Origin of the sequence: Streptomyces sp. So13.3 (genome assembly GCF_005860785.2) — a bacterium.
Classification (GTDB): domain Bacteria; phylum Actinomycetota; class Actinomycetes; order Streptomycetales; family Streptomycetaceae; genus Actinacidiphila; species Actinacidiphila fildesensis.
In genome coordinates this window covers 649667-673790 of the sequence record NZ_CP048835.1, presented here as the reverse complement: position 1 = coordinate 673790, position 24124 = coordinate 649667, and the positions used below count along the sequence as shown (strand labels likewise).

Genomic DNA, 24124 nt, shown 5'->3' with positions numbered 1-24124 from the left:
ACGGCGACGGGACGGTCGAGCGTTCCGTGGCCGTGCTGAGCGAGCCAATGGCCTACCGCCGTTGCATTGCGCAGCACGTCGACGACCACCAGGCATGCCACGTCCGCCGCCAGCCGTTACGCGCCGACGGTTCCCCAGTCGAACCGTGCTCCAGTGCCTGCTTGCAGAAGTCAACTGTCCATGGGCGACGACAATGCCACTCCGTCCAGGTGTCAACGCCTGGGCGGGCACCCCTGATCAGACCCTACCGGGATCGACGCGGAGCCCCACTAGCGACAGCAGTCATTGGTTATAGAATCGCCTCGTGAACAGTGAGGATGAAGTGTTCGAGGCGGTGGGTGCCCTGGCGGACCCGGTCCGCCGTGGTCTGTATCGGCACGTGGCGGCGACGCCGGGTGCCGTCGGCCGCGATGCGGCGGCCGCGGCGGTCGGGATCTCTCGCTCGCTCGCCGCGTTCCATCTGGACAAGCTTGTCGAGGCGGGCCTGCTGGCCGTCACCTATCAGCGGCTGTCGGGGCGCAGCGGGCCGGGGGCGGGGCGTCCGGCGAAGTTGTACCTGCGGGCGCCGGGCGAGCGGGCGGTGTCACTGCCGCCCCGCTCCTACGATGCCGTCGGCCGGCTGCTCGCGAAGGTCGTCGACAGCGCCGGACATGACCGGGAACTGCAGTCCGCGGCCCGGGCGGCCGGCGCCGCCGAGGGCGCGGAACTGGGCAGCGATGCCGATCCGGTCGCGGCGCTGCGGTCGCGTGGCTATGAGCCGTACGGGGACGGGGCGACGGTCCGGCTGAACAACTGCCCGTTCCACTCGCTGGCCGACGAGTTCCCGGCGCTCGTCTGCGGGATGAACCTGGCCTTCATCGAGGGCCTGCTTCCCGGATGCGCCGGTGGCGGGGACTGGACGGCCGCCATGGACCCACCGCCGGAAGGGTGTTGTGTCACTCTTTCTAAAACTAATGATGCTTGACGATAGAAGCCTGGTCCGGTCATGCTGACACCATGACCAACTTCCACCTGGCCCAGGTCAACATCGGACGCATCCTCGGCCCGCTCGACGGTCCCGTACTGGCCGACTTCGTAGCGCAGTTGCCCGAGATCAACGCCCTGGCCGACCAGGCCGCCGGATTCGTCTGGCGCATGGTCGACGACGACGGCGAGGACTCGACGAGCCTGCGGCCCGACGGGGAGGACGACCTGCTCCTGATCAACTGCTCGGTCTGGGAATCGGTCCAGGCGCTGAGGGACTTCACCTACCGCAGTGAACACCTGAAGGTGCTCAGCCGCCGGCGGGAGTGGTTCGAGAGGATGTCGGAGCACCATCAGGCGCTGTGGTGGGTGCCTGTCGGCCATCGCCCGACGACCGCCGAGGCCATGGAACGCATCGCCCTGCTGCGGGAACGCGGCGACGGGCCTCTCGCGTTCACGTTCCGCAACCCCCAACCCGCACCGGCCTCCGCGGTCCTGCCCGCTTAGCTGGAGGACGACAACTGACCGTGCGCCGAGGTCAGGCCGTTGCGACGCGGACAGCGGCGAGCACCAGCAAAGCCGGCCCCCCGAGCATGCAGTCGACGGCAGCCCGGATGAGACGGAACTTCCGAGTGGCGAGGGCGGCCATGAATCTCAAGTGCTCCAGTCGGCCTGAAGAGAGGCGACCGTCGCGGCGATCCGCTCCTGCCCCGTGTCGTGCTGCGGGTTCGGTGCGGTGGATGTCATCGAAGTGTCCTCTCCTTATCAGCAGACTTCCCCGTGCCGGGATTGTCCGGCAACCCGACGGAGAGTCCGGGCGGCCTTGCGGTCTAGGACGATCGGCCCACCAGTTTCCCCGGCGCTCGGCTACAGCAACGAGCGCTGCGGTGCGAAGGAGCCCCGCCGTGGGTTCGCGTACGGGCTGCTGCAGTTGGAGAGCGGCATCAACGGCCTGGTCGCACTCGGGCACGGGGTGCCGGTGGTACTAATCACGGGTGACCTGAGGTACTGATCACGGGTGACCTGACCACGGCCGAGGAGATCGAGCCGTTCTGCCCCGGTATTCGTGCCGCTGTGGTCAAGACCTCGGTGTCGCGCTTCGCCGCCGACGGCATGCACCCGGCGCAGGCTCGAGAGGTGATCGGGGACGCCGCCCATGAGGCGGTCCAGGACCTGGCGCACGCCGCACCACCCACGATCGAACTCCCCGCCACCCTCACCGTCCGGTTCCGCAACGCCGACCTGGCCGAGATGGCGACGTGGATCAACGGTGCGGTGCGCGAGGACGCGTTGACCGTGTGTCTCACCGATGCTGACCCGATCCGTCTGTACCGCGGCTTCGTCGCCGTGTTCATGCTCACCCGGGCCATCGCCGAGTGACGGCAGCGCCCGAATCCGGCAGGTGGAGTTCGGAGTCCGGCAACGGCTTCGATCCACGCGTCCTGGACCGTCCCGCACCGGCCGGGGCCTGCGGTCACTCGCCCGAGGTCACGGCTTTGAGTTCGTCGAGCGACTCCCGTAGGTACTCCGCCAGGGTGCGTTGCCCGGTGTCGGCCACCCAGCGCTCGAAGCCGACCTTGAACACGGCGATGCCCGCCTCCGCGGTGAGGCTCGCGGCCGGGTCCTTGACGCCGCGCCGGCGCAGGGTGGCGGCGAGCGCGGCGGACAGCGAGGCGAGCTTGATCAGCTCGCGCTCGCGCAGCTCCGCGTTGGCCATGATGACGGCCTGGCGCTGCTGGGCGAACTCATGGCGCTCCAGGAAGAAGGCGGCGACGGTCTCCAGCGTCGAAGCCATCGCGTCGATCGGTGCGGCCGCGGCCGGGGTGTCGGCCAGCGTGTCCACGAAGGCCTGTTCCAGGGCGTGCGCACCCCCGAACAGCACCTCGCGCTTGTCGGCGTAGTGCCGGAAGAACGTCCGCTCGGTGAGCCCGGCGCGTTCGGCGATCTGCGCGGCGGTTGTCTGCTCGAACCCGTGCTCGCTGTAGAGGTCCAGCGCCGCCTGTTCCAGTCGTCCGCGCGCGTTCGGTTCCCATCGGCCCATATCCGAGATCTTACGTGATGACAGTGACTGACATCGGGTGCTACGGTTGATGTCAGTCACTGACATCGGCTCGATCGCCGCACATTCCGTGTCCCGGTACCGCGCGGCGAGGACGGTCGACCTATCCGGAGGTTCTCCTCATGCGTGTGTTCATCACCGGCGCGTCCGGCTGGATCGGTTCAGCCGTGGTGCCGGAGCTCATCGGCGCCGGCCATCAGGTCGTCGGGCTCGCCCGCTCGGACGCCTCGGCCGCCGCCCTCACCGCGGCCGGCGCCGAGGTGCGGCGCGGCACGATCGACGATCTCGACACCCTGCGCAGCGCGGCCGCCGAATCCGACGGCGTGATCCACCTCGCCTTCAAGCACGACATCGCGTTCTGTGGCGGCTTCGAGGACGCCGCCGACGCGGACCGGCGTGCCATCGACACCTTCGGCGAGGCGCTCGCCGGCTCCGACCGCCCGTTCCTCATCGCCTCCGGGACCCTCGGGCTGGCGCCGGGGCAGGTCGCCACCGAGCAGGACGGCCAGGCGTCCGCCCCGGTCGGCGACCACTGGACCGGCGGCCTGGCCAAGCGGGTGGCCAACGCACACGCGACGGCCGCCCTCGCGGAGCGCGGCATCCGCTCGTCGGTCGTACGGCTTCCGCCGACTGTGCACGGCGACGGGGATCACGGCTTCCTCGCCGCCGTGGTCGCCATCGCCCGCGAGAAGGGCGTCTCCGGCTACATCGGCGACGGCGCCAACCGCTGGCCCGCCGTGCACCGATCCGACGCCGCCCACCTCTTCCGCCTCGCGCTGGAGAGTGCTCCGGCCGGCTCCACACTGCACGCGGTCGCGGACGAGGGCGTGCCGATCCGTTCCGTCGCCGAGGTCATCGGACGGCACCTCGCCCTGCCCGTGGCCTCGGTCCACCGCGACGACGCGGCCGGACACTTCACCTGGCTGGCCGCTTTCCTCGGCATGGACAGTCCCACCTCCAGTGCGCATACCCGCGAATTGCTGGGATGGCAGCCGACGCAGCCGGGCCTCATAGACGACCTCGACAAGGGGCACTACTTCGCCACTCCCTCCTCCTGACCGTCCGCTCCAGGAGGCGTCGCCTGGCCGGCGGAAGAGATGTCAGTGGCAGGTCGGGTCATGGTCGTTGTGAACGATGAGCGATTCTCCCGGCTTGCCGCCGAACATCTCCCCGACGATCTCGCCGAGCGGCGGACCGCGCTGCTGCGCCCCTGCATACGTCTGCGCCGGGCCGCCCGTGGTGAGCAGGCGGTGACGCGGCGGTCGCGGCCGACGCGGACCGCGTCCCCGTCGTCGCGCAGGCAGAGCTTCACCGACTCGCCGAGCAGAGTGCCGATGTCCTGGGAGCGGTAGCCGGTGGCGTGGACGAGGATGTCCGATTCGAGGATCTGATGTTCCCCGGTGGGTGCGCATCGTGACCAGGTCCTTCAGGAAGGACACCCGCATGGTCGCATCGTCGATGAGCATGCCCCGATGCCATCCGAAGCGTGGCTGCCGTTCCAGGAATGGGGCATTCAGCCTCTGGTCCTCGGGGAGTTGTGCGTTGTGTTCCTCAACGGCTATGGCGAGAGCCAGATGTGACGGGCCGAAGCCGATCCCGAGGACATCGTGGATGATGTCGGGCATACTGCGCGGTGCGTCACCGATGCATCGACTCCCTCAACGACGCTCATATTAAATAAGGTAAGGCTTGCCTTGCCATAACGGCGTCGGAGGGAACCACCATGCGGGTCGTCATGTCTGAATGAGGGGGAACCATGGCCTTGTACGCACTGCTGGTCGGCGTCGACGCGTACGAGGCTCCGGTCCAACGGCTGAACGGCGCCCGCAACGACATTGCGGCAGCGCAGGCCTTCCTGGCCGCGAGCGTGCCGCCCGACACGTACTTCCCGCTGTGCCTTCTGGATGAGGACGCGACCCGGGCCGCGGTGGTCGACGGCTTCCGGGACCACCTGGGGCGGGCCGGAGCCGGGGACAGCGCGGTGTTCTGGTTCTGCGGCCACGGGTCGCAGGCCACGCCGCCGGACGAAGCCGCCCACCTCGCACGGCTGGAGCCGGGCGGCATGCTCCAGACGGTGCTGTGCGTGGACAGCCGGCACGACGGGACCGCGGACCTCTACGACAAGGAACTCGCGACGCTGATCGCGGAGGTGGCGGCGCGCGGGGTGCACCTGGTGGCGGTGATGGACTGCTGCCACTCGGACAGCTCCACCCGGGCGGGTGGTGACGCGGCGGCGGGACCGGGGGACGGTTTGCTGACGGCCCGCTGGCAGCCCGCCCGGACCACACCACCATCGGCCCACCTGCGGAGATCCGGCCCGCGGTCTCGGAGACCCGCCCCAGCCGGCGGCCGATCAGCCCGGCTCCGTAGACCGCCAGGGGCGTGGCCGCCGCGAGCGCGATCAGCGAGGCAACCACCATGACCACGTCGAGCCGGAACAGTTCGTGGCGCTCCGTGCTCATGTTGACCTGCAGGGCCAGCACCGGGCTGCCCGGGCCGTCGACTCGCTGGGCGGCCCAAACGCTGGGTCCCACATTGCCGTGGACGCTCCCGTCGTAGGCCGTGTGCCGGTCACCGTCGGCCGGGTTCCGTAGCGTGTAGGGCAGTTCGGCCGGATCGAGCTCGGCACCGTCGGTGAGAGTTCCGGTACGCCGGTAGGTGTCCACGGCCGAGTACACACCGTTGGAGGCCCGCATTTCGGCTCTGCCCAGAATGTCCTGCGCGGTCCATGCGTGCACCAGCAGGCCTACCGCGGCCGCGACCAGGCAGGCCGTGGCCGCGGCCAGTGCGGTGATCTTCCAGCGCAGGGGCACGCGGGCCGGACGCAGGCGGTGGAACGGGTGCACCGGCCTCAACGCCTGAGCTTGTAGCCGAAGCCGCGGACCGTCTCGATCCTGTCCCGGCCCAGCTTCCTGCGCAGCCGCTGCACGCACAGGTCCACGACCCGGCTGTCGCCGTCCCAGCCGTACTCCCTCACGTTCCGGAGCAGGGTGTGCCGCTCCAGCACGATGCCCGGGTGGGCGGCGAACTCCAGCAGCAGCTTCAGTTCGGTCGGAGTCAGCGCCACCGGGCTGCCGGCGACGAACACCTCCAGGCCGCCGGTGTCGATGGTCAGGTCGCCTAGGACCAGCAGTTCCCCCTCGGAGAGGAGCGGCTCGTCGCCCGCGGCCTGCCCGGGTGCCGGGGCGGGCGGGTAGGTCGCCCGGCGCAGCAGCGAACGGATGCGTGCCACGAGCACGCCGGTCTCCACGGGTTTGACCACGTAGTCGTCCGCCCCGGCCTCCAGACCGGCGACGACGTCGAGCCCGTCGCCGCGGGCGGACATCATCAGAACCGGCACCAGGCTGGTCTCCCGGACCTTGCGGCACAGGCCGACGCCGTCCAGGCCGGGCAGCATCACATCCAGGATCAGCAGGTCGAAGCTGTCGTCGCGGAAGAGCTCCAGCCCCGTCAGCCCGTCGGCCGCGGCCTTCATCCGGTAGCCGTAGCGATCGAGGGCGACGGTGAAGGACCGGCGCATCAGGTCGTCGTCCTCCACCAGCAGCACGCGCGCAGGCCGCGGAGCGGCCGGGGCCGGGTTAGCGGGGGACACGGGCAGCTGGCTCCTGTTCGGACGACGGGTGGCAGAGGTCCCGGGTGGGCTGACGCGGCCGGCGACCTGGAAGGAACGATATGTCAGGCCCTCCGTGCCTCCTCTTCGCCACGGCCCGGCGCATCGGTTCGATGGACAACGAAGCGCTCGCTGATACCGGCCCGATACAAACCCGCCACGTCGGCGCGTCGCTTGACGACCGACGCCGTGACGTCAGCAGTTCCCGCCCGGGCCGCCGAAGAACAGGTAGGTGCCCCAGTCGTACGACACCGAGTTGTTGGTGATCTGGAGTGAGTAGCACGTTCCGGTGACCGAGCCCGCTTGCGCAAGGTTCGGGTACACCGCGCCGCCGCCCACCGGGAAGACCGTCGCTGTCCGTTGGTACGCGGCTTGGCCGAAGCCCGCCGTGGCGTGTTGGCCGGAGCCCATCGGGGGCCATGTGCTGACCGCGGACCCGACCTCACCACCGAATCGGGCCCGGGTGGCCTTGGTGGTCAGCGGTCCGTTGTTGAACCAGGACACCGGGAAGCAGCCGATCGGATGGTCGTCGAAGTAGAACCACCACGCGTTGTCGGTGAGGAAGAAGCCCATCCGGTGCTCGACCTGGGATCCGCCGCTCTGGGAAACGAACAACGGGCTTCCCGGATTCACGTACGGGTTGGTAACGGGACGGAACACACCGTCGTCCAGGTTGTAGACGCGATCGCCGTCCTCGTAGTTGTCCCGGTTCGCGAAGACGAAGAGGTGCGGTCTGGCGTCGTGATACCGCGCGATGTCGACATGCCATCCGCATTCGACGGTTTGCAGGAGGGTGCCGTCGTGCCCTGCGAGGTACCACTGCTGGCTGAAGGTCGACTGAAAGGAGGGCGCGGCGAACGGGCTCCACACATTGACCCTGCTCGACCCGCCCAGACAGTCGATGTCCAGTTCCCCGGTCGCGTATCTCTTGTTCGGAAGCAGGGCCACCGGTGACTCGGCGGCGGGCGCTGCGAGGCCGAACGGCTTCTCTTTCGCCGAGAAGGCCGCCAGATTCGGGAAGCGGCACAGCCCCGACAAGGTGGTGCGGTACAGGGGCGTGGTGTCGGCAGGAGAGGTCCGGGCAGGCGCCGGGTTCTGCGGCCCTGGGCGCACGGTCTCCTGCGACCTGGGGTCCGGCGGGGTCGGCTCGTCGGGTTCGGGAACCTGCGGCGGGCCGTCGGCCGGGGCGACGGCGAGACCGCCCCAGCGCCGCGCGGCAGGATGCGTGTCCGCGACGATGTGGTCGATGACCTGTCCGTCGGTCTCGACGGAGCTCTCGACGGCTTTCACACCCCGGTACAGCTCCAGCACATACGCCTGCATCTCCTCGAAGGCGGCCGAGCTTTCCACTCCGGACCCGGGCAGTCGGCGGAAGTCTTCGTACCGGGTCGAAGCCACGGATTCGAGGAACCGGTCGAACGGTTGCGGGGAGATGTGAGCGGTCACGGGAAGACCCCCTCGGACGGAGGAAAGCGGTGGCCCGGCTGGCCCGGCTAGTAAGTGGCCGGATCGTCGGGGTTGCGGATCGGTGGCTCGTCGGTGATGACACGTTTGCCCGCCAGTGGGTGGTCACCGCGGCTGCGCCGCCGGGGGAGATAGCCGTCCGGGCAGAGTTTCGGCTCCTGGGCGTCGGCGGGCACGGGTGCTTCCGGGGGTTCCGCGAGGTCACCCGCATCGTCGATCCGGACGCATTCGACATCGGGATCGACCTCGGAGGGAATGATGTCGGGACGGTTGTCCTCGGTTGGCATGTCAGGCAACTCCGCCCGGTCCGCCCCAGTAGAAATACGATCCCCAGGTGGACGCTCCGCTGAAGTCCGCCGCGATCTGGTAGGCGTTCGGATTGGTTACCGAGGGGTACCCCTGCATCGCGGCCATCGTGCCCACCGCATCGGTCTGATAGGCCAGATTGCGCATGTAGGCCGCGTGCTGCCACCCCTCGAAGGGGAAGTGACCGCTGCCCATCCATGTGGCCGTGGGTTCCGGGTGGTTGGCCACGTCGTCGACTATCTCACCACCCCAGTCCACCGTCGCCGCCTGGTCGCGCAGCCCGCCGGAGTTGAACAGGCCGTTGGGGTAGTAGCCCATCCATTCGTTGCCCACCCGGACCCACCAGTTGCCCAGCGAGAGAGTGACCTTCAAGGAGAGCTCGTACTGATCCCCGCCCAGAATGCTCTCGGCGAGCCGCATGCCCGGATAGGCCACCGACGACCGCTGCACCCAGCCGGTCACATCGGTGTTGTAGCCGCCGAGATCATTGCCGCCCTGGGTGTAGCCGTTGGTCGTGAAGAAGATGAACAGATGCGGGTTCCAGTCGTTGTAGAGGTCGAAGTAGGTCTGCGCGCCCACCTCGACGGTCTGCAGTCCGGCTCCGCCGCCGCGCACCACCCACAGCTGCCCCAGGGAGAACTCGTTCGACCACTGGACGTAGGGCCGCCACGTGTTGATGATCCCCTCGGTGCCGAAGTTCACCACCGACTGACTGGCATGGGCGTACTTGTGCACCGCGTCGGAGGCGCTGGGCGTGGCCGGGCCCGGATCGTCGGGCGGCGTGGATCGTTTGGCCCGGATCCCCTTCGCGAGGTAGTCCTGAAGGGTGCCGGCGGGGGAGACCCGGTCCAGGGGCTTGCGCAGGACCGGGACCGTTCCGGGCGGGCCCGGCTCGTTGCCGGGTGCTGCGAGCTCGAAAGGCGGGGACTGCGAAGGACGGTCGGCGTCGCGCACCAGCTCTGTGTGCTCCAGCGCGGGTGGCTCGGCCAGGGCGCCGGCTGCCTGGGATTCCGCGGGAATCCAGTCGAGCTCCTGACCGGAGGCCGTCGTCGTACGGGCGATGACGTCGCGGCGCGCGTACAGGTCCTTGAAGTGCTGCCGGATCTCATCGAGCCGCTCGGCTGCTTCGCGGTCCAGATCCCGGCCGGATCTCGGCTGCTGCGGCGATTCCGGCGCCTCGGGGTTCCGCTGGACTCTTCCTGTTTCCATCGTGCTCACCTTCCACCCGCGCTCGCGGGTCAGGTCAGGCAATCGACGACCGCGGCAACGATGACTCCGGCCGCGTCGGCCCCTGTACGAGCCCGGCTCCGAGCGCCCATGCGTCGACGGTCTGCTGCGTCGTGATCACCTGTTGCGGTGGCGCACGGTAGGGCACTCACCAGCGCATCACGACGCTTGGGGGCGCGCCAACAGATAGGGCCATTCGGGTGGTCCTGGCGTGGATCAGGGTTGTTTCCGACGCTGCGTTGCCCGGTCAGGCGCGGGTCGCTGCGATCGGGCCCACGAGGCGTGAGTCCTGGACCTCAACGCCGCGCGTGGCGGATCTTCAACCGTCCGAAGCCCATGGTCCCCGAGATCCGGATCCTTGGCCCACCGGGGCGGGGGGAGTGCTGCGGGGCTTTGTAGCGCGAGTCCTTCCACCCGGTGTGCAGATCCTCGACGTCGGCGATCGCGTCGCGAGGCACCGTGATCTGGGCTCTGCCGGTGCCGAGTCGCAGCTCGATGTCGACCGCCGGATGCTCGAGGACCGCCCGTGGCCGGCGTCGGCCAACCCGGCAGACCTGTGCGGTCACGGCACCCGCACCGGGATCAACCCGGCCTGGTCGGCCGACTCCCGCAAGGCCTGGACGACGGCGGAGGCGACGGGATCGGGTCCCGAGCGGCGGAACAGCGCGGTGATCCTGCGGTGGCCGACGACCGGAACGGCGGGCACCGCGACCGGCGCCGGCGGTGTCGAGCCGAGCGCCAAAGTGGGCACGACGGCCGCTCCCGCACCGGCTGCCACCATGGCCAGAACGGTGGGGAACTCTCGGCACGTGTGGTCGCGGCGGGCGGTGAAGCCGTTGTCGGCGCAGATCCGCAGCAGCGCCCGGCCGCAGGCGGTGTCGTCAGGGCTGGCGACCCAGGGGCGGCCGGCCAGGTCCCGGATCGAGGCCGGCCGCGGCCAGCCGACGGGCGTGACCACGCGGTACTCGTCGTCGGCCACCGGGGAGGAGGCCAGATCGTGCCCGTCGGAGGACGCGACACCGTCGCCGTCGTGCTCGGTGACGACCATGTCGCAACCGCCGGTGCGCAGTTCGCGGAGGGCCGCGGCGCCCTCCAGCTCGACCACCCGTGGCTCCAGCTCGGGATACGCCTCCACGATCGCGCGCAGCGCCGGCGCCACCAGGTGGCAGATCGCGGTGGAGAACGCGGCGATCGTGACGGGCCCGGCCACCCGGCCGCTGAGTTCCGTCAGCTCGCGTCGCGCCTCGGCCAGCTCCTGTTCGATGCGTTCCGCGCGGGCGGCGAGCAGGTGTCCTGCGGGAGTGAGCCCGACTCTGCGGCGGGAGCGGTCCACCAGCGGCAGCCCCACCTCCCGCTCCAGCTGGGCGAGCTGCTGGGAGACGGCGGACGGGGACAGATGCAGGAGCTGGGCCGCGTCCATGACGCCCCCGCGCAGAGCGACCGCGCGTAGGACGCGAAGCCGCCGGGGGTCGAGTTCCATAAGCAGAACTGTAGTGGCACTTCAGAAAATCGTGATTGAAATAAAGCAGGGCTTCACTGATCATCGGAGCATGGAAACCAGTCAGGAATGGCGTGTGCAGTTCGACGCCGATGTCGTCTTCGCCAACGGCGGAGGCCTGCAGACCCAGGGGTTCCGGCTGGACGTGCCGGGTCCGGACCTCAGTGACCAGGAGGTCGGGGAGCTGCTCGTGCGCCACCTCGGCCTGCTCATGGTCGGCGAGGTGCGGATCAGCGAGCGGCAGCTGCTGCGCGAACCCCACAAGGGATCGCGCGGCACCGAGGGGAGCGCTCGTTCCGGGGGACGGACCGTGGACCTGAGCCATCCGATCCGTCAGGGCATGGTGACCCTTCCGGGGGTGCCAGGACCCGAGATCGGCGAGCACCTGTCCCGGGAGGCCTCTCGCGGCACCTATGCGCCGGGTACCGAGTTCTCCATCGGACACATCGCGATGGTGGCCAACACGGGTACGTACGTCGACGCCCCCTTCCACCGCTTTGCTGAGGGGGACGACCTCGCCGCGCTGCCGCTGGAGCGGCTGACCGACCTGGACGGCGTGGTGATCCGCGTGACGGGCACCGAAGGGCCCGCGGTCGACCGGGCGCTCCTGCTGCCGCACGAGGTGACCGGAAAGGCCGTGCTGATCCACACCGGCTGGGACCGGCACTGGAGCACCGAGCAGTACGGCGTCGGTCACCCCTTCCTGACCGCCGAAGCGGCGGCCTGGCTCGCCGACCAGCGGCCGGCCCTCGTGGGGATCGACTCACTCAACATCGACAGCACGACGGACGGGACCCGGCCCGCCCACACCCTGCTGCTCGCGGCGGGCATCCCCGTGGTCGAGCACCTGCGGGGGCTGGAGCAGCTGCCGCCCCACGGTTTCCGCTTCACCGCCGCACCGCCGGCGGTCGAGGGCCTGGGCACCTTCCCCGTACGGGCCTTCGCGCTCGTGGACCAGGACCGGTAGTTCGGTGGAGATGTTCCTGGCGGCCATCGGCTGGGCGGGAGCGGCCTTCCTGCTGGCGGCCTACGCCCTGGTCTCGGCCGAACGGATCAGTGCCGGCGGCGTCGCCTTCCAGCTGCTCAACCTGTTCGGCGCCGCCGCCCTGACCGCCAACTCCGCGTACCACCGGGCGTGGCCCTCAGCGGTCCTCAACCTGATCTGGATCGTCATCGGCACGGCCGCGATCACGACACACGCCCGCGCTCACGCCCAATTGCGGTAGGGGGCAGCCCGGTTGCCGGGACACCGGTGGCGTCCTCAACTCATCAGCTCCGGCGCGAAGTAGTCACGCAGTCGGGCGATCTTCCCGTCCCGGATGCGGAAGATCTGCACGAGCGGGACCGGCTCGGGGAAACTGATTTCCGCCAACGATCGGACGGTCGTGCGGATGCCGCGTGGCGTTCCGGCCGACCGCCCGGAACGCCACAGCGACAGAGCGGAAGCCGGCTTACCTGGAGAGTTCGGCCGGTTCGTCCAGCCGCGTCAGCTTCCGTGGGTTTCTCACCAGGTAGACCCGTGTGACCTGCCCGTTCTCCACCACGACGCTCAGCGTCGCCGCCAACTCGCCGTCGATCTCGATCCGGACCGCGGGCGCGCCGTTGAGCCATACGGCCGTTGTCCCGAGCGAGGCCACGTCCACCCGGTTCGCGCGCGCGAGCACCTGCGCCACCAGGTCGACCCCGTGGACCGGAGCCAGAGCGGCGGCCGCGAACCCGCCACCATCGGCGATGAGGACCACGTCCGGTGCCATGACCTCCACCAGCTCCTGCAACCTCCCGGTTCGCAACGCTGCCAGGAACCGTTCCACCACGGCCTGCTGTTCCGACCGGCTCACCTGCACCCGCGGCTGCCGGGCCGCCACATGCTCGCGGGCCCGCCGCGCGATCTGCCGCACCGTGGCCGCGGTCTTCCCCACGGCTTCGGCGATCTCGCCGTACGGGATGTCGAAGACCTCGCGGAGCACGAACACCGCCCGCTCCGTCGGTCCGAGCGTTTCCAGCACCGTCAGCATCGCGATCGACACGCTCTCCGCGAGTTCGATGTCCTCGGCGACATCGGGGCTGGTCAAGAGCGGTTCCGGTAGCCACTCACCGACGTACTCCTCGCGGCTGCGCGACAACGACCGCAGGCGGTTGAGCGCTTGACGTGTGACGACCCGTACGAGGTAGGCCCGCGGGTCACGCACCTGCGAGCGGTCGACGTCGGCCCACCGCAGCCAGGACTCCTGCACCACGTCCTCCGCGTCGGCCGCCGACCCGAGCATCTCGTAGGCGACCGTGAACAGCAGGCTGCGATGGGCGACGAACGGGTCCTCGGTCATGCCGTCGACGCTGCCCGGGACTTCTCAGGACGCTTGGCCAGCGGAATCCCGCAGGCATCGGAGAAGCCCTGCGAGGTGATCCCGTGCGCCGAGTTGTTCCTGGTCGCCATGTTGGCGAAGCCGATGGACGCGGTGAGCTCGACCATCGCCGCGGGGCCGAGCCGGTCGAGCAGGCTTGCGTACTGTTCATCGGTGACGGTCGGGGGCGTGCTGGTCATGGCCTCGGCGTACTCGAGCACGTCCCTCTCCAGCGGTGTGAACACCTCCGACTCCCGCCAGCGCGGCACCTGGCTCGCCTTGGCCAGGTCCAGGTTCTTGTTCAGCGCCTGGAAGTAGTTGATGTCGAGGCACCAGCTGCACCCGACCTGAGCCGCGACCGCCATGTGAGCGAACGTCTTGAGACCCTCGTCGGCCATGTCCCACTCGCTCACCTTGCCCCCGATCTCCGCGGAGTCCTGGGCGACCTTGGGGTTGTGCGCCGTCACCTCGAAGGGTTCGGGCACGGCACCGAACTGCTTCATCATGTTTTCGCTGAGCTCGGTGGGGAGCTCAGCCTTCGGAGCGCGTAGCGCCATGGTGTCCTCCTTGGACGTCTGCCTGTTCGGCATGAAGACACCGCCGGGCGCGCGGATGTGACATCCGCCAACGCGATCGCGCAGGGATCGCCCCTGCGCCCGGTCGACGCGCCCGGTCGACGGAGGCCGTCTCGAGAGCCGGCGTCGTCAGCCGCCGGAGAGCCGGCCGACCGCGGCCACGACGGCACCCGCTCCGTCCTCGCCGGCGATCCGGGTGGCGAGGGCTTGGGCGCGGCCGCGGAAGGCGGTAGTGTCGGTTGCCTGTCGCAAGGCGGCGGTCAGTCGGTCGGCGGACAGGTCGCGCAGGGGGACGGGCCCGGGGCTGACGCCCAGGCGGGTGAGGCGGGCGGCCCAGAAGGGAGCGTCCATCTGGGCCGGTACCGGGACCGCGGGTACGCCCGCACGCAGCCCCGCCGCGGTGGTGCCGGCGCCGGCGTGGTGGACGACGGCCGCCATGCGCGGGAACAGCCAGTGGTGAGGGACCTCGTCCACGGTCAGGACGTCGTCACCGGTCACCTTCAGTCCCGTCCAGCCGGGCTGGACGACGGCCCGCAGTCCTGCGCTCCGCAGGGCGGTGGTGACGATGTTGCCGAGGCGCGCGGCGTCCGCGACGACCAGGGAGCCGAACCCTACGTAGACCGGCGGTGGCCCGGCCCGCAGGAAGTCGGCCAGCTGCGGCGAAGGGTGCCAGTCCGGTGCCGGGGACGGCCATCAGTAGCCGGCTACTCGCATCCCCGGCGGCCAGTCGGCCGGCCGCGGGACGACGCTGGGGGAGAAGCCGTGCAGGACGGGCCAGAGCTGCCGTACGTCGTGCCGTCGTTGGGCCAGGGCGCTGCGGGCAGGGAGCCCGAGCTGCCGGCGGAGCGTGCGGACGGTTGGCGCGAAGAGGTGGTCGGTGGCGGACTGGACCGTCCGGCCCACGAGCCGGTTGACGTGCTCTCCGCCCTGGACGCGGTTCCCTGCGAGCAGAGGCGCGAAGGCACCGGTGGGGGCGAGTGGCTGGAGGAAGACGCCCATGCTGGGCAGTCCGAGTGCTTCGGCGACGACCCGGCCCAGGGGCGCTGTGGTGGCCGACAGGAGAAGCAGGTCCGTGCCGTGCGAGGCGGCGGCGAGAATGCCCTGTCCCAGAGCGGGCATGAGGGCCCGCCCCATGCGCACCAGTTCGATGACGGCACGAGCGCCGGTGCCGGCGTGCAGCAGCCGCTGCCCAGCGGCGGACGACAGCTCGGCGCGTGGGTCGGCGGGCAGGGCGTGGAAGCCGAGCCCCGCCTCCCGGACGGAGGCCGCGAACCCCGTGTGCGTGGCCACCGACACCTCATGACCCGCCCTGCGCAGCCGTGCGCCGAGGCCGGTGTACGGGGCCACGTCGCCTCGGGACCCGGCGGTGACGATCAGGATGCGCATGCTGTGCAGTATCGCGGGACCGGCCGCGCACCACCCTGGGAAACGCGGGCGGTCCCGCCGGACCGGCACCGTTGAGGCGAATCCGCCCCAGCGGGGCGCACGTCCGAGGTCTCTACCGGTTCCAGTGCCGGGCCACTTCGGCCAGCGCACCGGCGACTTCTGCGCGGGCAGCTGCGGAGTCGCGCACACCGCGGCTGTTCTCGATGTGCAGGAAGGGGACGCCGCGGTCGGCGGCGGACGCGCTCTGTATGTTGGTCGTGCCTTCGAGCCGGCCGCACGACTGTTCCCAGACGCGGCACACACGCTGTCCTGCCGCTGCGATCAGGTCGGCGGCGCGCCGCACGTCGGAATTCGCGGCCGCAACTCCCGGCGAGACGACGACATCGTGGCCGGGTGAGCTCTCGTCGGCGAACCCGTGCACCTGGACGGCGGGGAAGCCGCGCGCGACGAGCATGTCGCACACGGCGTTGAAGGTGGTGTCCCGGCGGTGCGCGACGTCCGCGGCGTTGCCCTGGCCGACGTCACGCGGCGCGCCGGCGAGTACCAGGACTCCACCCAGCACCCTGCTGAACAGGTCCGCTCCGATCAGCTCGCTGCGCAGGTCGGAGCGCGGGTGGGGCACCTGCACGCTCCACCGGGCCGGGCGGCTGAGATCCACGTAGACCCGCCCCCAGCCTCGTGCCGTGGACCGTTCCTCGGACACCTCGGCGACCTGGCGGTTCGATCCCGTCAGCCGCAGGACGCGCACGGTGAAGCCGACACCCGACAGTTCCTTGCGCGCCGCGCTCGTCCTGCCGTTCAGGACGAGTTCCACCCCCCGGCTCAGGTGTGCGCGCTCGGCGGCGTCGGGGGTGCGATAGCCGTCGGTCCCGGAGAATCCGGCGACGAAGGAGCCGATCCGGTCGATCAGATCGACCGGCGGCGGGCTTTCGATGACGCCGGGCGACGGTGTTCCGTGCGAACGGGGCAGCACGGCGACGGCGAGGGCGACGGCGGTCGTCGCCAGCAGCGCCAGGCCGGACAGCAGGGCCGTGCGGCGCGGTTCGGCAGTTCGGTTCCAGGGAGGCATGTGGTCCCATCCTTGGCGGCGGGTGCGCGCCGCCACATCGTCAGATCCGTTTGGCGCTGCGCAGCCACTTGGCGTAGAAGCCGTCGCCGTCCAGCCGTGAATCCCCGCCCAGGTCTCCCAGCGTGGGTCCGTTGGCCTCCTTGCGGCTGGAGATGAAACGGGCGTGCCCGTCGGTGTCCAGGCCGAGGTAGATGGCCATGTGGTCGAGGCGGATCCCGGTGCGCTTGTCCATTTCGAAGAAGACGAGGTCGCCCGGTTGCAGGGCGTCGATGGAGGAGGGCCGGGCGTAGTAGTAGAGGGGATTGCGGGTGTTGCCGGTTTTGACGAGCGGCAGAATCGGCAGCCCGGGTTTACCGGTGGCGATGCCGTTCGCGGTGCGGGGCAGTCCGGCGCCGGTCGACGTGTCGGTGGCGTTCAGGAGGTAGCCGCTGCGGTAGCCGTAGACCATGCGGACGAAGCCGGAACAGTCGAGGGCGCCGTACTTGTTCTTCTCGGGGGTCTCGCGCAGGCCGTCCTTGAACTTCCAGCTCGTGCCGAGGTAGTCGTAGAAGTCGGACTGCTCCTTGCGCTGGTTCACCACGTCCACGGGACCGAACTGGGAGTCCCCCCGGAAACGCTGGCCCAGGGCGTTCTTCGCCGGCTTGGCGCCGTCGCCGTACTGCAGGGCGATCGCGAAGACGTCGTCGGCCGTACTGCCCCGGTACTGGTGGAACCAGCTGGCGAACCACTTCTGCTGTTCGGCGCCCTTGGCCCAGGCGCGCGGCAGCAGCCGAACCCAGCTGTCCGTGACCACGGTCGCCCGGGTGGTCCGCGGCTCGGCGAAGGTGCGGCCGGGGCCGGTGAGGACGGCCGTGCGGGCACCGTCGGTGAAGGTGGCCACGACCTCGCCGTCGGTGTCGCGCACCACGGTGCGCGCCGGATGGGCCAGTCGCAGATACGTCATCCGGCCCACTGCGGCCTTGGCGCCTGCGGTGTCGTCCGGCGTGGTGGGCTCGGCCTGCAGCGAGCCGAGCGCGGGCAACCGCCCGTTGTCGGTGCGCTGCCGCATCTCCACCGTCAGCCAGCCACTCGTCGCGAGCAGGGCGACGAGGACTGCTGTGTTGAGCGCGGTGCGGATCTTGCTGCGGCGTTTCTTCGGGCTCATCGGCTTACTCCTGTCCGGAGGACGATCACGCGCTGGGCAGCAGGCCGAGCAGCAGCCCGGACATCAGCACCACGTAGTTCGCGAGGGTGACGGTGGACACCGACAGCAAGGTGGCGCCCTTGGGCTGCCGCTCCAGCTGGTAGGCGATGAGGCCCGGCACGATGAAACCGAGCGTCTGGTTGGCGTACATCAGCGGGAACTGCGTTTGCATGACCAGGTACACGCCGGCCTGGAGCACGACGCCGGTCAGCACCACCGCGGCGAACAGCCGCTTGCCGTAGAGGATGACGTTGCGCTGGAGCAGCCGGGTGCACAGGTAGGTCAGCAGCGTGATGCCGACGACCATGGCGGCACGCTGGAGGTCCTCGATGAGGGTCAGTGCCAGCCAGCCCGGGGTGATCATGCCGCCCGGTGAGAGATTGGTCGTCAGATAGCAGACCAGCGAGAAGAGAAGCCCCAGCGCGATGCCGATGGCGGCGATCTCGGGGGTGAGGATGGTGGGGATCACTGGTTCTCTCCGTAGGCGTACGAGTCCGCTGCGACCGTCGGCCCGGCCGGGACGTCCGCGGGAAGCTCCGCCAGGTGCTCGAGCAGCAGCTCGCCCTGGCCATGGATGTTGCCGATGGCGACCATGGACGATTCCGGGCCGAGCTCGGCCAGCAGTTCCCGGGTGAGGGTTGCCGGGTCGCGCCGGTCACCGCCGAGATCGACGACGCGTCCCGACCAGCCGGCCGGGATGCCGTCGCGGGCGCTCTTGGTCGGGTGGCCGATGAGGAAGACGGTGTCGGGGTCCAGCTGCGGGATGATCGATCCCATCTGACCGTTGCGCTCGACACGGTCCGGACGGCAGTTGATCACCACATGCAGCGGCCGGTGGATCGCTCCCAGCGACAGCAGCTGGTTCACGTTCATCAGCGTCGACTCGGGGTCGTTGGCGGCGAAGACATTGGCGAAGCGCAGCCGCTTGCCGTCCACCGTCGCGTAGCGCTCCACCGACAGCACGCCCGGGTCCGGCGGGGCGTCGTACATCCCCTGCAGGGCAACGTCCCGATCGACACCGAGCAGTTCGGCCACCTTGAGAGCGATCGCCACGTTCTCCTTGAAGGTGAACCACGAGAACCCGCGCAGCTCGGCGTCGCTGACGGTCTCCGGCTCCACGAGAATCAGTTCGCAGTCCCGGTCGGCGGCCTCCTCCTGGAGGATGTGGAGGCGGTCGCGTTCGGCGGTCACGCAGATCCCGCCGACCGGCATGGAGCGGGACAGCGAGCGTGCGACGTCGTCCAGGGTCGGACCCATCTCGGCGAGATGGTCCTCACGGACGTTGCACAGCACGCCGATCGTCGAGCGGATCAGCTTGGTCTGGTTGACCTCCTGAAGCGCCGGCATGACGGCCATGCACTCGATGACCAGGGCGTCCGGCCGGTAGCTCGCGGCCCGGCGCACGATTCCGATCTGCTCCACCACGTTGGCGATCCCGAATTTCCGGTAGACCGGCTCCTCGGTCGCGTCGGGGTGGATGAACCGGGCCGCGGTACCGGTGGTCTTGGCGACGGTCACCAGGCCGCCGCCACGCAGCGCCCCCGCGCACAAGCGGGTGATGGAGGACTTGCCGCGGATGCCGTTGACCAACACCCGGGTAGGTATCTGGTCGAGGTTGACGAAGTGCCGCCGCTGCTCGACGACGCCGGCCACGAGCAGCACGGCGCAGCAGATCAGCAGGACGCAGTAGAGGAACAGCACAGGGGTCTCGGTGTCTTCTCAGTGAGGTCTGGGCGGGCGGGGCGGGCCGGTGCTACGTGTGCGGCCTGCGCAGATGACGGCGGCTCTGGGGGCCGTGTTGCCCGGGGACGAACTGGGCGGTGTGGGCCCGGTGCCGGTCAACGAGCTGCTGCCTGATCAGTTCCAGGCTGCGGACGACCGAGCCGACCTCGTCGTGGTTGGCGGGGTACAGCACGGTCTTGCGGTCTCCGTGCGCGAGGGCCTCGGCGCTGTCGGCCATGGCCCGCAGCGGGCGGACGATCACGATGTGCAGCCAACCCAGACAGGTCGCGGCCGCCGCCAGCCCCAGCATTCCGGCCAGCATGGTGCGCCGCTGGGCGACGTACTCGGGCAGGTCCAGCCAGCCGGCGGGCTGCTCGGAGACCACATGCCAGGTCTTGAGCGCGTTCGCCTCACCACCGCCGGTGAGCGGCGCGGCGGCCGCCAGTGCGTGCTCGCCGTTGCTCAGCAGCGCTCCGGAGGACTTGCTGGCGGCGGATTTCGCGAGGTTCTCGAGCCGGGCCGCGTGCAGGCCCTCGAAGGCGCGGAATCCCTGGTTGGAGGCGACGATGCGGTCGCCGGTGTCGACCAGCCACACTCTGCCGAGACCAGGGCGGTCCATGATGGCGCCGAGGTAGGGGATGTCGAACTCTCCGACGACCGTTCGCTGGGTCTTGCCCGCGACCGGCGCCCGGGCGGCGATGACCGGTTGGTTGAGGGTGTCGTCAACGAGACCGACGCCGCGCTTCGTCCGCAGCGCCGTCGGTGTGTGCGGGGAGTCGCCGGCACGCGCCACGACGGTGCCGTCCTTGTCCACCACGTACAGGGAGCGGTAGCGGGCATGCGCGGCGAGCGTGCTCACCAGGACGCTGTGCGCCTGTTCGGCGCCGGCTCCGTCACCGACCACGGTGGCGATGGCGGCGACGTCGGCGTACCCCTCGTTGAGTCCTTCGCGGACCCGGTCGGCGGCGGTCTCGGTGCGCTGCCGCTGGTCGGTGACGAGTTGCTGCGGCACGACGGCCACCTGCTCGGCCCGGTTGAAGAGGAACAGCAGGGGTGCGGCCCACGAGAGCAGCACGATGGCGCAGACGATCAGGACGGCCCTGGTCCCGCCGAGGCCCTTCCTGCCCCGCGCCTCAGGAGCGGGCGCCTGCCCGGTCAGCTCGCGGCGCATTGACTCCAGAGCGGCGCCGATGCGGCCGGATTCGGCGAACCGCGGCACGTCCACGGGTCGGGACAGCTCTCTGTTGCTCAGCCGGCGGGCTTCGAGGTGCAGCCGCAGCAGGGGCCGTTGGAGCACGACGTACAGCACCCAGGTGACCAGGGCGGCCAGGAGGAGCAGCACGCCGGCGGCGATGACGGCGAAGAGCCGGTGGTTGCCCGGCGCCGCGTCCTGTGCGACCTGCACCGTGGTGAGGACGCTGAGACCGAGCTCTCCCGAGCTCGCGGCCTTCTGCTGTGTGGTCTTGCCGTTGGCGTCGATCCCGGAGGTGATGGAGGCGTACCCCGCGACGGTGCGGCGCCCGTTGGCCGTCTCACCGAGCAGGCTGCCGCTGGGGCTGTCGAATCCGCCGGAGGCGGCGGTCTCGGAGGGTCGCTTGCCGTGGGCGGTGCGGGCGGCGTCGACGGAGAGCTGCCGGGCCGCCTTGCCCCGTGCGTCGGGTCCGTCGGAGGCGAGGATGGTGCCTGAGGAGTTGAGAACGATGAGCGAACGGCCGTCGCCGGTGGTGATGCTCGGCACGCTCAAGGTGTCCGAGGCGACCAGGAGCCGCTTTCCTGCGGGCTGGCTGAGTACCGCGAAGACCAGCAGCCGGGTCTCACCGGACTTGGTGGTGACCAGTCGTGGCGGCAGTCCCTCGGGAAGGGCGTTGACGTCGATGGCGGACAGCGGAACGTTCTCGCCGCGGGCGGCCAGCAGGGCTCCGCTGGACGGGTCGACCACCGCTGTGCCGCGCCACTTCTGGTAGACGGCACCGAGCGTGGAGAGCACCTCGTCAGGAGTGACGGGAGCGGCCGCGTTGGCCAGCGCCGCGGCGCGCTGCAGGTCGCTGGTGGATTCGTCGAGCGAGGCACGCAGTGCGGTCGCCCCGTCCTCAGCCACATGCTGCTGTGAGGCGAGGACCGCCCGGGAGACGCCGGAGGCGTCGGTACGGCCGAGGATCAGGGCGGTCGCACCCGCCACCGACAGCAGGAGCACCAGCAACGCCGCGACCGGCGGCCGAATTCCGCCGAGCAGGGGCATGTCCGCACGTCGCCTGATGCGGTGGCGACGGACCGGTGCGCGCGAAGCGCTGACCACGTGGAGCTCCCTCTGGGGCGCGCTTCGCGCACAAATCGGCTGGACGGCGTTCAGTTCGTCAAGGTGCGGTGGGGCACTTTGTTCGACGTCGAATTGTCCCTGACCAAGTGCCGAATCTGATCACGTTTAAGTGTCAAATGGTCTAAGAATGCAAATGAGAGAGTTAGGAATCTCTCACAACATTCTCGGATGTCCTCCATGTCCTCCATGTCCCCGGCGGGCGGCGCGAGTCCGGAGGGGCGATTGTCCCCTTCGGGGTATTTCGCCGAGTCCAGCAATATTGCGGGGGCAATGCCCCTTTCGGCCGTTCACCGTGCCAGGGAAGGGTCCGCGAGGAACCGCAGGTACTCCTCCGGATCGAGTGGATTGCCGTCGGTCCGGGGGCGGCGAGGAGGGACACCGCGTACCGGGCGGTCCGTGCCGGGGCGGGACCACAAGGCGCCTTCTCCACGGGTGAGGCCGGGAAGGGCGTCGCCGAGCTCCTGCATCCTCGCGGTCGGCAGCTCGGCATGGAGGGTCCACCGGTCGCCGCTCTCCTCCGTGGCACCGATGGTCCCGCCGAGTTCGGCGATCCTGGCGGCGACCGGTCCCAGGGTGTCCTCGGGGATCTCCGCCTCCACCTCCCTGCACGGCTCGTGGACCCGCGTTCCCGCGCTGTTCAGCGCGTGCATCAGCACCATCGGCGTGAGCTTGCGGAAGTCGGACGCGGTACTCATCGGGGAGGCCCAGCCCGTGCGGATCACGGTGACGGTGCAGTCGGTGACCTCCCAGCCGAGGAACCCCTGCCGCAGGCCGAGGCGCACTGTCTCCTCGATTGCGCGGTGGAACGCGCGGGGCAGCGCGCCCCATTCGGTCTCCCGCGCGTACCGGACGCCCGAACCGTAGGGGGCGGGCTCGACGCGCAGGCCGACGGTGGCGAAGAACTCACCCGGTCCGGGGCCGAGTTCCTGCACTGCGACGCCGGTGCCGATGGGCCGCTCCCGGTAGACGGGCGTGACCGCGGCGAACTCCGCCGCGATACCGAACTCCCGCTGGAGGCGGTCCGCGAGGACCTCGCGTTGGACCGCCCCGTGCAACAGCAGCGAGAGCGTCCCGTCGGAGGCGGTTCGCGTCCTGATGAACGGGTCTTCGTCGGCAAGCGCGCTGAGCGCGGCGTGCAGGGCGCCGCGTTGCCCGGGGTGGCTCGCACGTACGACGGCCTCCAGTCCCGGCGGGGCGAGCCGGGCAGCCGGCCGGTCGCCGCGGGCCGCACCGACGCGGTCGCCGACCCGGACGCCCGGGAGGCCGCGCAGGACCGCGATCCCGCCGGGGGTGAGCACCCCCCGGCGCTGCGCGTCGTCGCTGCTCTTCGCGGTCACGACGTCGAGCCGGGAGATCCGCCCGGTGACGGTCGTCGTTCCCTCCGCCTCGTCCCGGTGCAGGGCGAGACGCTGCCGTTCGCGCAGCAGGCCGGAGAACAGCCGGATGTACGCCCTCTTCTCCCCGCCTTCCGCACGGTCGACGGCGAACACCGTGCCGCGGGCGGGGGCCAGTTCGTCCGCGGGCGCTGCGGGCAGCAGGGTCGCGATGCCCTCGGCGAGTTCGGCGATGCCCGCTCCGCTGAGGGCCGAGCCGAAGAAGACGGGCTGCACCAGCGCGGCGGCCGTCTGCTGGAGCAACTGCTCGCGGATCTCCGCCTCGGTGGGTGGCGGACCGTCGAGGAGCCGGGACAGCAGGGCGGTGTCGTGCTCGGCGAGTACTTCTGCCGCCGGAGACCCGCCCCGCTCGCCGGTGAGCGGGACCGGGACCGCGCGGGCGGCCGGGGTGCCGGCGCCGACCGTCGACACGAGCGGAACGAGGCGGGGCGCCAGCGCGCGGCGCAGTTCCGCCAGCAGCGCGGTATCACGGGCGCCCCGGCGGTCGATCTTGTTCACGAAGATCACTGTGGGCAGGCGCAGCCGGCGGAGTGACGTCATCAGGACCCGGGTCTGGGCCTGGATCCCCTCGACCGCCGACACGACGAGGACGGCCGCGTCGAGGACGGAGAGGGCGCGTTCGACCTCCGCGATGAAGTCGGGGTGGCCGGGGGTGTCGACGAGATTGACGTGGCGGCCGGCCATGATGAGCGGCGCCACCGCCGTGCGGATGGTGATCCCGCGTTCGCGTTCGAGCTCGCCCGTATCGGTGGTGGTGTTGCCCTTGTCGACGCTGCCGAGCGCGGCGAGGGCTCCGTGTTCGAACAGCAGCCGCTCGGTGAGGCTGGTCTTACCGGCGTCGACGTGGGCGAGGATGCCCAGATTCAGGGGTGTGGAGGTCAAGGTGGTCCTCGGGAGGCAGAGAGAGGGCGTGGGGCGACGCGACTGCTCCGAGATGACGGCGCATGTCTCTCTCCTTGCTGCGAGGACGTTCGTGCAGGACACGGTGGACGTGCCGCCCGCACGTTAC

26 protein-coding genes and 2 pseudogenes are annotated in these 24124 nt (G+C 70.2%); 9 read left to right on the top strand and 19 right to left on the bottom strand.

From position 1 onward, the window contains the following. Window positions 1–304: 304 nt before the first annotated feature. Window positions 305–964, top strand: a complete 660-nt coding sequence (locus C8250_RS03125; RefSeq protein WP_138352305.1) for a helix-turn-helix domain-containing protein — start codon at window positions 305–307, stop codon at window positions 962–964. Between the two features lie 32 nt (window positions 965–996). After that, the gene (locus C8250_RS03120) at window positions 997–1470 is read left to right on the top strand and encodes a DUF3291 domain-containing protein (protein WP_138352306.1); all 474 of its coding nucleotides are present in this window, start codon (window positions 997–999) and stop codon (window positions 1468–1470) included. Window positions 1471–1501: 31 nt separating this feature from the next. Here C8250_RS03120 and C8250_RS43300 read toward each other — a convergent pair whose 3' ends face one another. Next, on the bottom strand, window positions 1502–1705 hold the full coding sequence (locus tag C8250_RS43300; RefSeq protein WP_244809783.1) for a hypothetical protein: 204 nt from the start codon (window positions 1703–1705) through the stop codon (window positions 1502–1504). Window positions 1706–1786: 81 nt separating this feature from the next. Here C8250_RS43300 and C8250_RS43295 point away from each other — a divergent pair, with 81 nt between their 5' ends. Next, a complete protein-coding gene (locus C8250_RS43295) occupies window positions 1787–1975 on the top strand; it encodes a M55 family metallopeptidase (RefSeq protein ID WP_232485311.1) in 189 nt (62 codons plus the stop codon). Further along, window positions 1972–2343: a M55 family metallopeptidase gene (locus C8250_RS43290; RefSeq protein WP_346268797.1), complete on the top strand. Its 372-nt coding sequence runs from the start codon at window positions 1972–1974 to the stop codon at window positions 2341–2343. The genes C8250_RS43295 and C8250_RS43290 overlap by 4 nt, the downstream gene beginning before the upstream one ends. A gap of 94 nt (window positions 2344–2437) precedes the next feature. Here C8250_RS43290 and C8250_RS03110 read toward each other — a convergent pair whose 3' ends face one another. Beyond that, window positions 2438–3004, bottom strand: a complete 567-nt coding sequence (locus C8250_RS03110; RefSeq protein ID WP_138352307.1) for a TetR/AcrR family transcriptional regulator — start codon at window positions 3002–3004, stop codon at window positions 2438–2440. Window positions 3005–3144: 140 nt separating this feature from the next. Here C8250_RS03110 and C8250_RS03105 point away from each other — a divergent pair, with 140 nt between their 5' ends. Both C8250_RS03105 and C8250_RS03100 read left to right on the top strand, forming a co-directional pair. Continuing rightward, window positions 3145–4080 carry an SDR family oxidoreductase gene (locus C8250_RS03105; RefSeq protein ID WP_138352308.1) on the top strand — a complete coding sequence of 312 codons (936 nt, stop codon included), beginning with the start codon at window positions 3145–3147 and terminating at the stop codon, window positions 4078–4080. Between the two features lie 69 nt (window positions 4081–4149). Next, window positions 4150–4374, top strand: a complete 225-nt coding sequence (locus C8250_RS03100; protein ID WP_187145374.1) for a hypothetical protein — start codon at window positions 4150–4152, stop codon at window positions 4372–4374. 54 nt (window positions 4375–4428) lie between these two features. Here the strand turns inward: C8250_RS03100 and C8250_RS03095 are convergent. Next, window positions 4429–4647, bottom strand: a pseudogene (locus tag C8250_RS03095) (SidA/IucD/PvdA family monooxygenase); the annotation flags it as partial. Window positions 4648–4778: 131 nt separating this feature from the next. Here C8250_RS03095 and C8250_RS03090 point away from each other — a divergent pair. Continuing rightward, window positions 4779–5444, top strand: coding sequence for a caspase family protein (locus C8250_RS03090; protein ID WP_138352309.1), 666 nt, complete (start codon window positions 4779–4781; stop codon window positions 5442–5444). Window positions 5445–5873: 429 nt separating this feature from the next. Here C8250_RS03090 and cseB read toward each other — a convergent pair whose 3' ends face one another. The 6 genes and pseudogenes from cseB to C8250_RS03060 form a co-directional block, all read right to left on the bottom strand. Further along, on the bottom strand, window positions 5874–6614 hold the full coding sequence (cseB, locus tag C8250_RS03085) for a two-component system response regulator CseB (RefSeq protein WP_269283605.1): 741 nt from the start codon (window positions 6612–6614) through the stop codon (window positions 5874–5876). Between the two features lie 213 nt (window positions 6615–6827). Then, window positions 6828–8078 carry a neprosin family prolyl endopeptidase gene (locus tag C8250_RS03080; protein ID WP_138352310.1) on the bottom strand — a complete coding sequence of 417 codons (1251 nt, stop codon included), beginning with the start codon at window positions 8076–8078 and terminating at the stop codon, window positions 6828–6830. Window positions 8079–8125: 47 nt separating this feature from the next. Further along, a complete protein-coding gene (locus tag C8250_RS03075) occupies window positions 8126–8383 on the bottom strand; it encodes a hypothetical protein (RefSeq protein ID WP_138352311.1) in 258 nt (85 codons plus the stop codon). A 1-nt stretch (window position 8384) separates the two neighbouring features. Then, on the bottom strand, window positions 8385–9611 hold the full coding sequence (locus C8250_RS03070; protein ID WP_138352312.1) for a neprosin family prolyl endopeptidase: 1227 nt from the start codon (window positions 9609–9611) through the stop codon (window positions 8385–8387). 314 nt (window positions 9612–9925) lie between these two features. Then, window positions 9926–10156, bottom strand: a pseudogene (locus C8250_RS03065) (hypothetical protein); the annotation flags it as partial. A gap of 35 nt (window positions 10157–10191) precedes the next feature. After that, window positions 10192–11109 (bottom strand): LysR family transcriptional regulator, encoded by a 918-nt coding sequence (locus C8250_RS03060; RefSeq protein ID WP_138352313.1) that lies wholly within the window; start codon window positions 11107–11109, stop codon window positions 10192–10194. A gap of 70 nt (window positions 11110–11179) precedes the next feature. On the opposite strand from C8250_RS03060, the gene C8250_RS03055 reads away from it, so the two are divergent. Next, window positions 11180–12094, top strand: a complete 915-nt coding sequence (locus C8250_RS03055; RefSeq protein ID WP_138352314.1) for a cyclase family protein — start codon at window positions 11180–11182, stop codon at window positions 12092–12094. 10 nt (window positions 12095–12104) lie between these two features. Then, window positions 12105–12353, top strand: a complete 249-nt coding sequence (locus C8250_RS03050) for a hypothetical protein (protein WP_232485287.1) — start codon at window positions 12105–12107, stop codon at window positions 12351–12353. 225 nt (window positions 12354–12578) lie between these two features. On the opposite strand, the gene C8250_RS03040 is transcribed toward C8250_RS03050, so the two are convergent. The 10 genes from C8250_RS03040 to C8250_RS03000 form a co-directional block, all read right to left on the bottom strand. Beyond that, window positions 12579–13451, bottom strand: a complete 873-nt coding sequence (locus C8250_RS03040) for an RNA polymerase sigma-70 factor (protein WP_138352316.1) — start codon at window positions 13449–13451, stop codon at window positions 12579–12581. Then, window positions 13448–14026, bottom strand: a complete 579-nt coding sequence (locus tag C8250_RS03035) for a carboxymuconolactone decarboxylase family protein (protein ID WP_138352317.1) — start codon at window positions 14024–14026, stop codon at window positions 13448–13450. Before C8250_RS03035 ends, C8250_RS03040 begins: the two co-directional genes overlap by 4 nt. A gap of 147 nt (window positions 14027–14173) precedes the next feature. Beyond that, entirely contained in the window at window positions 14174–14542 is a 369-nt protein-coding gene (locus C8250_RS44715; protein ID WP_346268717.1) for a nucleotide disphospho-sugar-binding domain-containing protein, read from the bottom strand. Window positions 14543–14737: 195 nt separating this feature from the next. Then, complete coding sequence (locus C8250_RS44710) at window positions 14738–15430, bottom strand: glycosyltransferase (protein ID WP_346268716.1); 693 nt, start codon at window positions 15428–15430, stop codon at window positions 14738–14740. Between the two features lie 112 nt (window positions 15431–15542). Continuing rightward, window positions 15543–16499 (bottom strand): hypothetical protein, encoded by a 957-nt coding sequence (locus C8250_RS03025; protein ID WP_138352318.1) that lies wholly within the window; start codon window positions 16497–16499, stop codon window positions 15543–15545. Between the two features lie 40 nt (window positions 16500–16539). Beyond that, the gene (locus C8250_RS03020; RefSeq protein WP_138352319.1) at window positions 16540–17643 is read right to left on the bottom strand and encodes an NlpC/P60 family protein; all 1104 of its coding nucleotides are present in this window, start codon (window positions 17641–17643) and stop codon (window positions 16540–16542) included. Window positions 17644–17668: 25 nt separating this feature from the next. Then, entirely contained in the window at window positions 17669–18151 is a 483-nt protein-coding gene (locus C8250_RS03015; protein WP_138352320.1) for a poly-gamma-glutamate biosynthesis protein PgsC/CapC, read from the bottom strand. Next, window positions 18148–19383: a poly-gamma-glutamate synthase PgsB gene (gene pgsB, locus C8250_RS03010; protein ID WP_138352321.1), complete on the bottom strand. Its 1236-nt coding sequence runs from the start codon at window positions 19381–19383 to the stop codon at window positions 18148–18150. The genes C8250_RS03015 and pgsB overlap by 4 nt, the downstream gene beginning before the upstream one ends. A gap of 52 nt (window positions 19384–19435) precedes the next feature. Then, on the bottom strand, window positions 19436–21643 hold the full coding sequence (locus C8250_RS03005; protein ID WP_138352322.1) for a HAMP domain-containing protein: 2208 nt from the start codon (window positions 21641–21643) through the stop codon (window positions 19436–19438). 365 nt (window positions 21644–22008) lie between these two features. Further along, on the bottom strand, window positions 22009–23997 hold the full coding sequence (locus tag C8250_RS03000; protein ID WP_138352323.1) for a TetM/TetW/TetO/TetS family tetracycline resistance ribosomal protection protein: 1989 nt from the start codon (window positions 23995–23997) through the stop codon (window positions 22009–22011). Between the last annotated feature and the right edge of the window lie 127 nt (window positions 23998–24124).

Excerpts from the sequence above, each read along its gene's own strand:
- C8250_RS03050 (WP_232485287.1), top strand. The coding sequence starts at position 12,105 with ATGTTCCTGGCGGCCATCGGCTGGGCGGGAGCGGCCTTCCTGCTGGCG.
- C8250_RS03040 (WP_138352316.1), bottom strand. The coding sequence starts at position 13,451 with ATGACCGAGGACCCGTTCGTCGCCCATCGCAGCCTGCTGTTCACGGTC.
- C8250_RS03075 (WP_138352311.1), bottom strand. The coding sequence starts at position 8,383 with ATGCCAACCGAGGACAACCGTCCCGACATCATTCCCTCCGAGGTCGAT.
- C8250_RS03020 (WP_138352319.1), bottom strand. The coding sequence starts at position 17,643 with ATGAGCCCGAAGAAACGCCGCAGCAAGATCCGCACCGCGCTCAACACA.
- C8250_RS03060 (WP_138352313.1), bottom strand. The coding sequence starts at position 11,109 with ATGGAACTCGACCCCCGGCGGCTTCGCGTCCTACGCGCGGTCGCTCTG.
- C8250_RS03055 (WP_138352314.1), top strand. The coding sequence starts at position 11,180 with ATGGAAACCAGTCAGGAATGGCGTGTGCAGTTCGACGCCGATGTCGTC.
- C8250_RS03105 (WP_138352308.1), top strand. The coding sequence starts at position 3,145 with ATGCGTGTGTTCATCACCGGCGCGTCCGGCTGGATCGGTTCAGCCGTG.
- C8250_RS44710 (WP_346268716.1), bottom strand. The coding sequence starts at position 15,430 with ATGCGCATCCTGATCGTCACCGCCGGGTCCCGAGGCGACGTGGCCCCG.
- C8250_RS03005 (WP_138352322.1), bottom strand. The coding sequence starts at position 21,643 with ATGCCCCTGCTCGGCGGAATTCGGCCGCCGGTCGCGGCGTTGCTGGTG.
- C8250_RS03120 (WP_138352306.1), top strand. The coding sequence starts at position 997 with ATGACCAACTTCCACCTGGCCCAGGTCAACATCGGACGCATCCTCGGC.
- C8250_RS03025 (WP_138352318.1), bottom strand. The coding sequence starts at position 16,499 with ATGCCTCCCTGGAACCGAACTGCCGAACCGCGCCGCACGGCCCTGCTG.
- C8250_RS03035 (WP_138352317.1), bottom strand. The coding sequence starts at position 14,026 with ATGGCGCTACGCGCTCCGAAGGCTGAGCTCCCCACCGAGCTCAGCGAA.
- C8250_RS03110 (WP_138352307.1), bottom strand. The coding sequence starts at position 3,004 with ATGGGCCGATGGGAACCGAACGCGCGCGGACGACTGGAACAGGCGGCG.
- C8250_RS03090 (WP_138352309.1), top strand. The coding sequence starts at position 4,779 with ATGGCCTTGTACGCACTGCTGGTCGGCGTCGACGCGTACGAGGCTCCG.
- C8250_RS03070 (WP_138352312.1), bottom strand. The coding sequence starts at position 9,611 with ATGGAAACAGGAAGAGTCCAGCGGAACCCCGAGGCGCCGGAATCGCCG.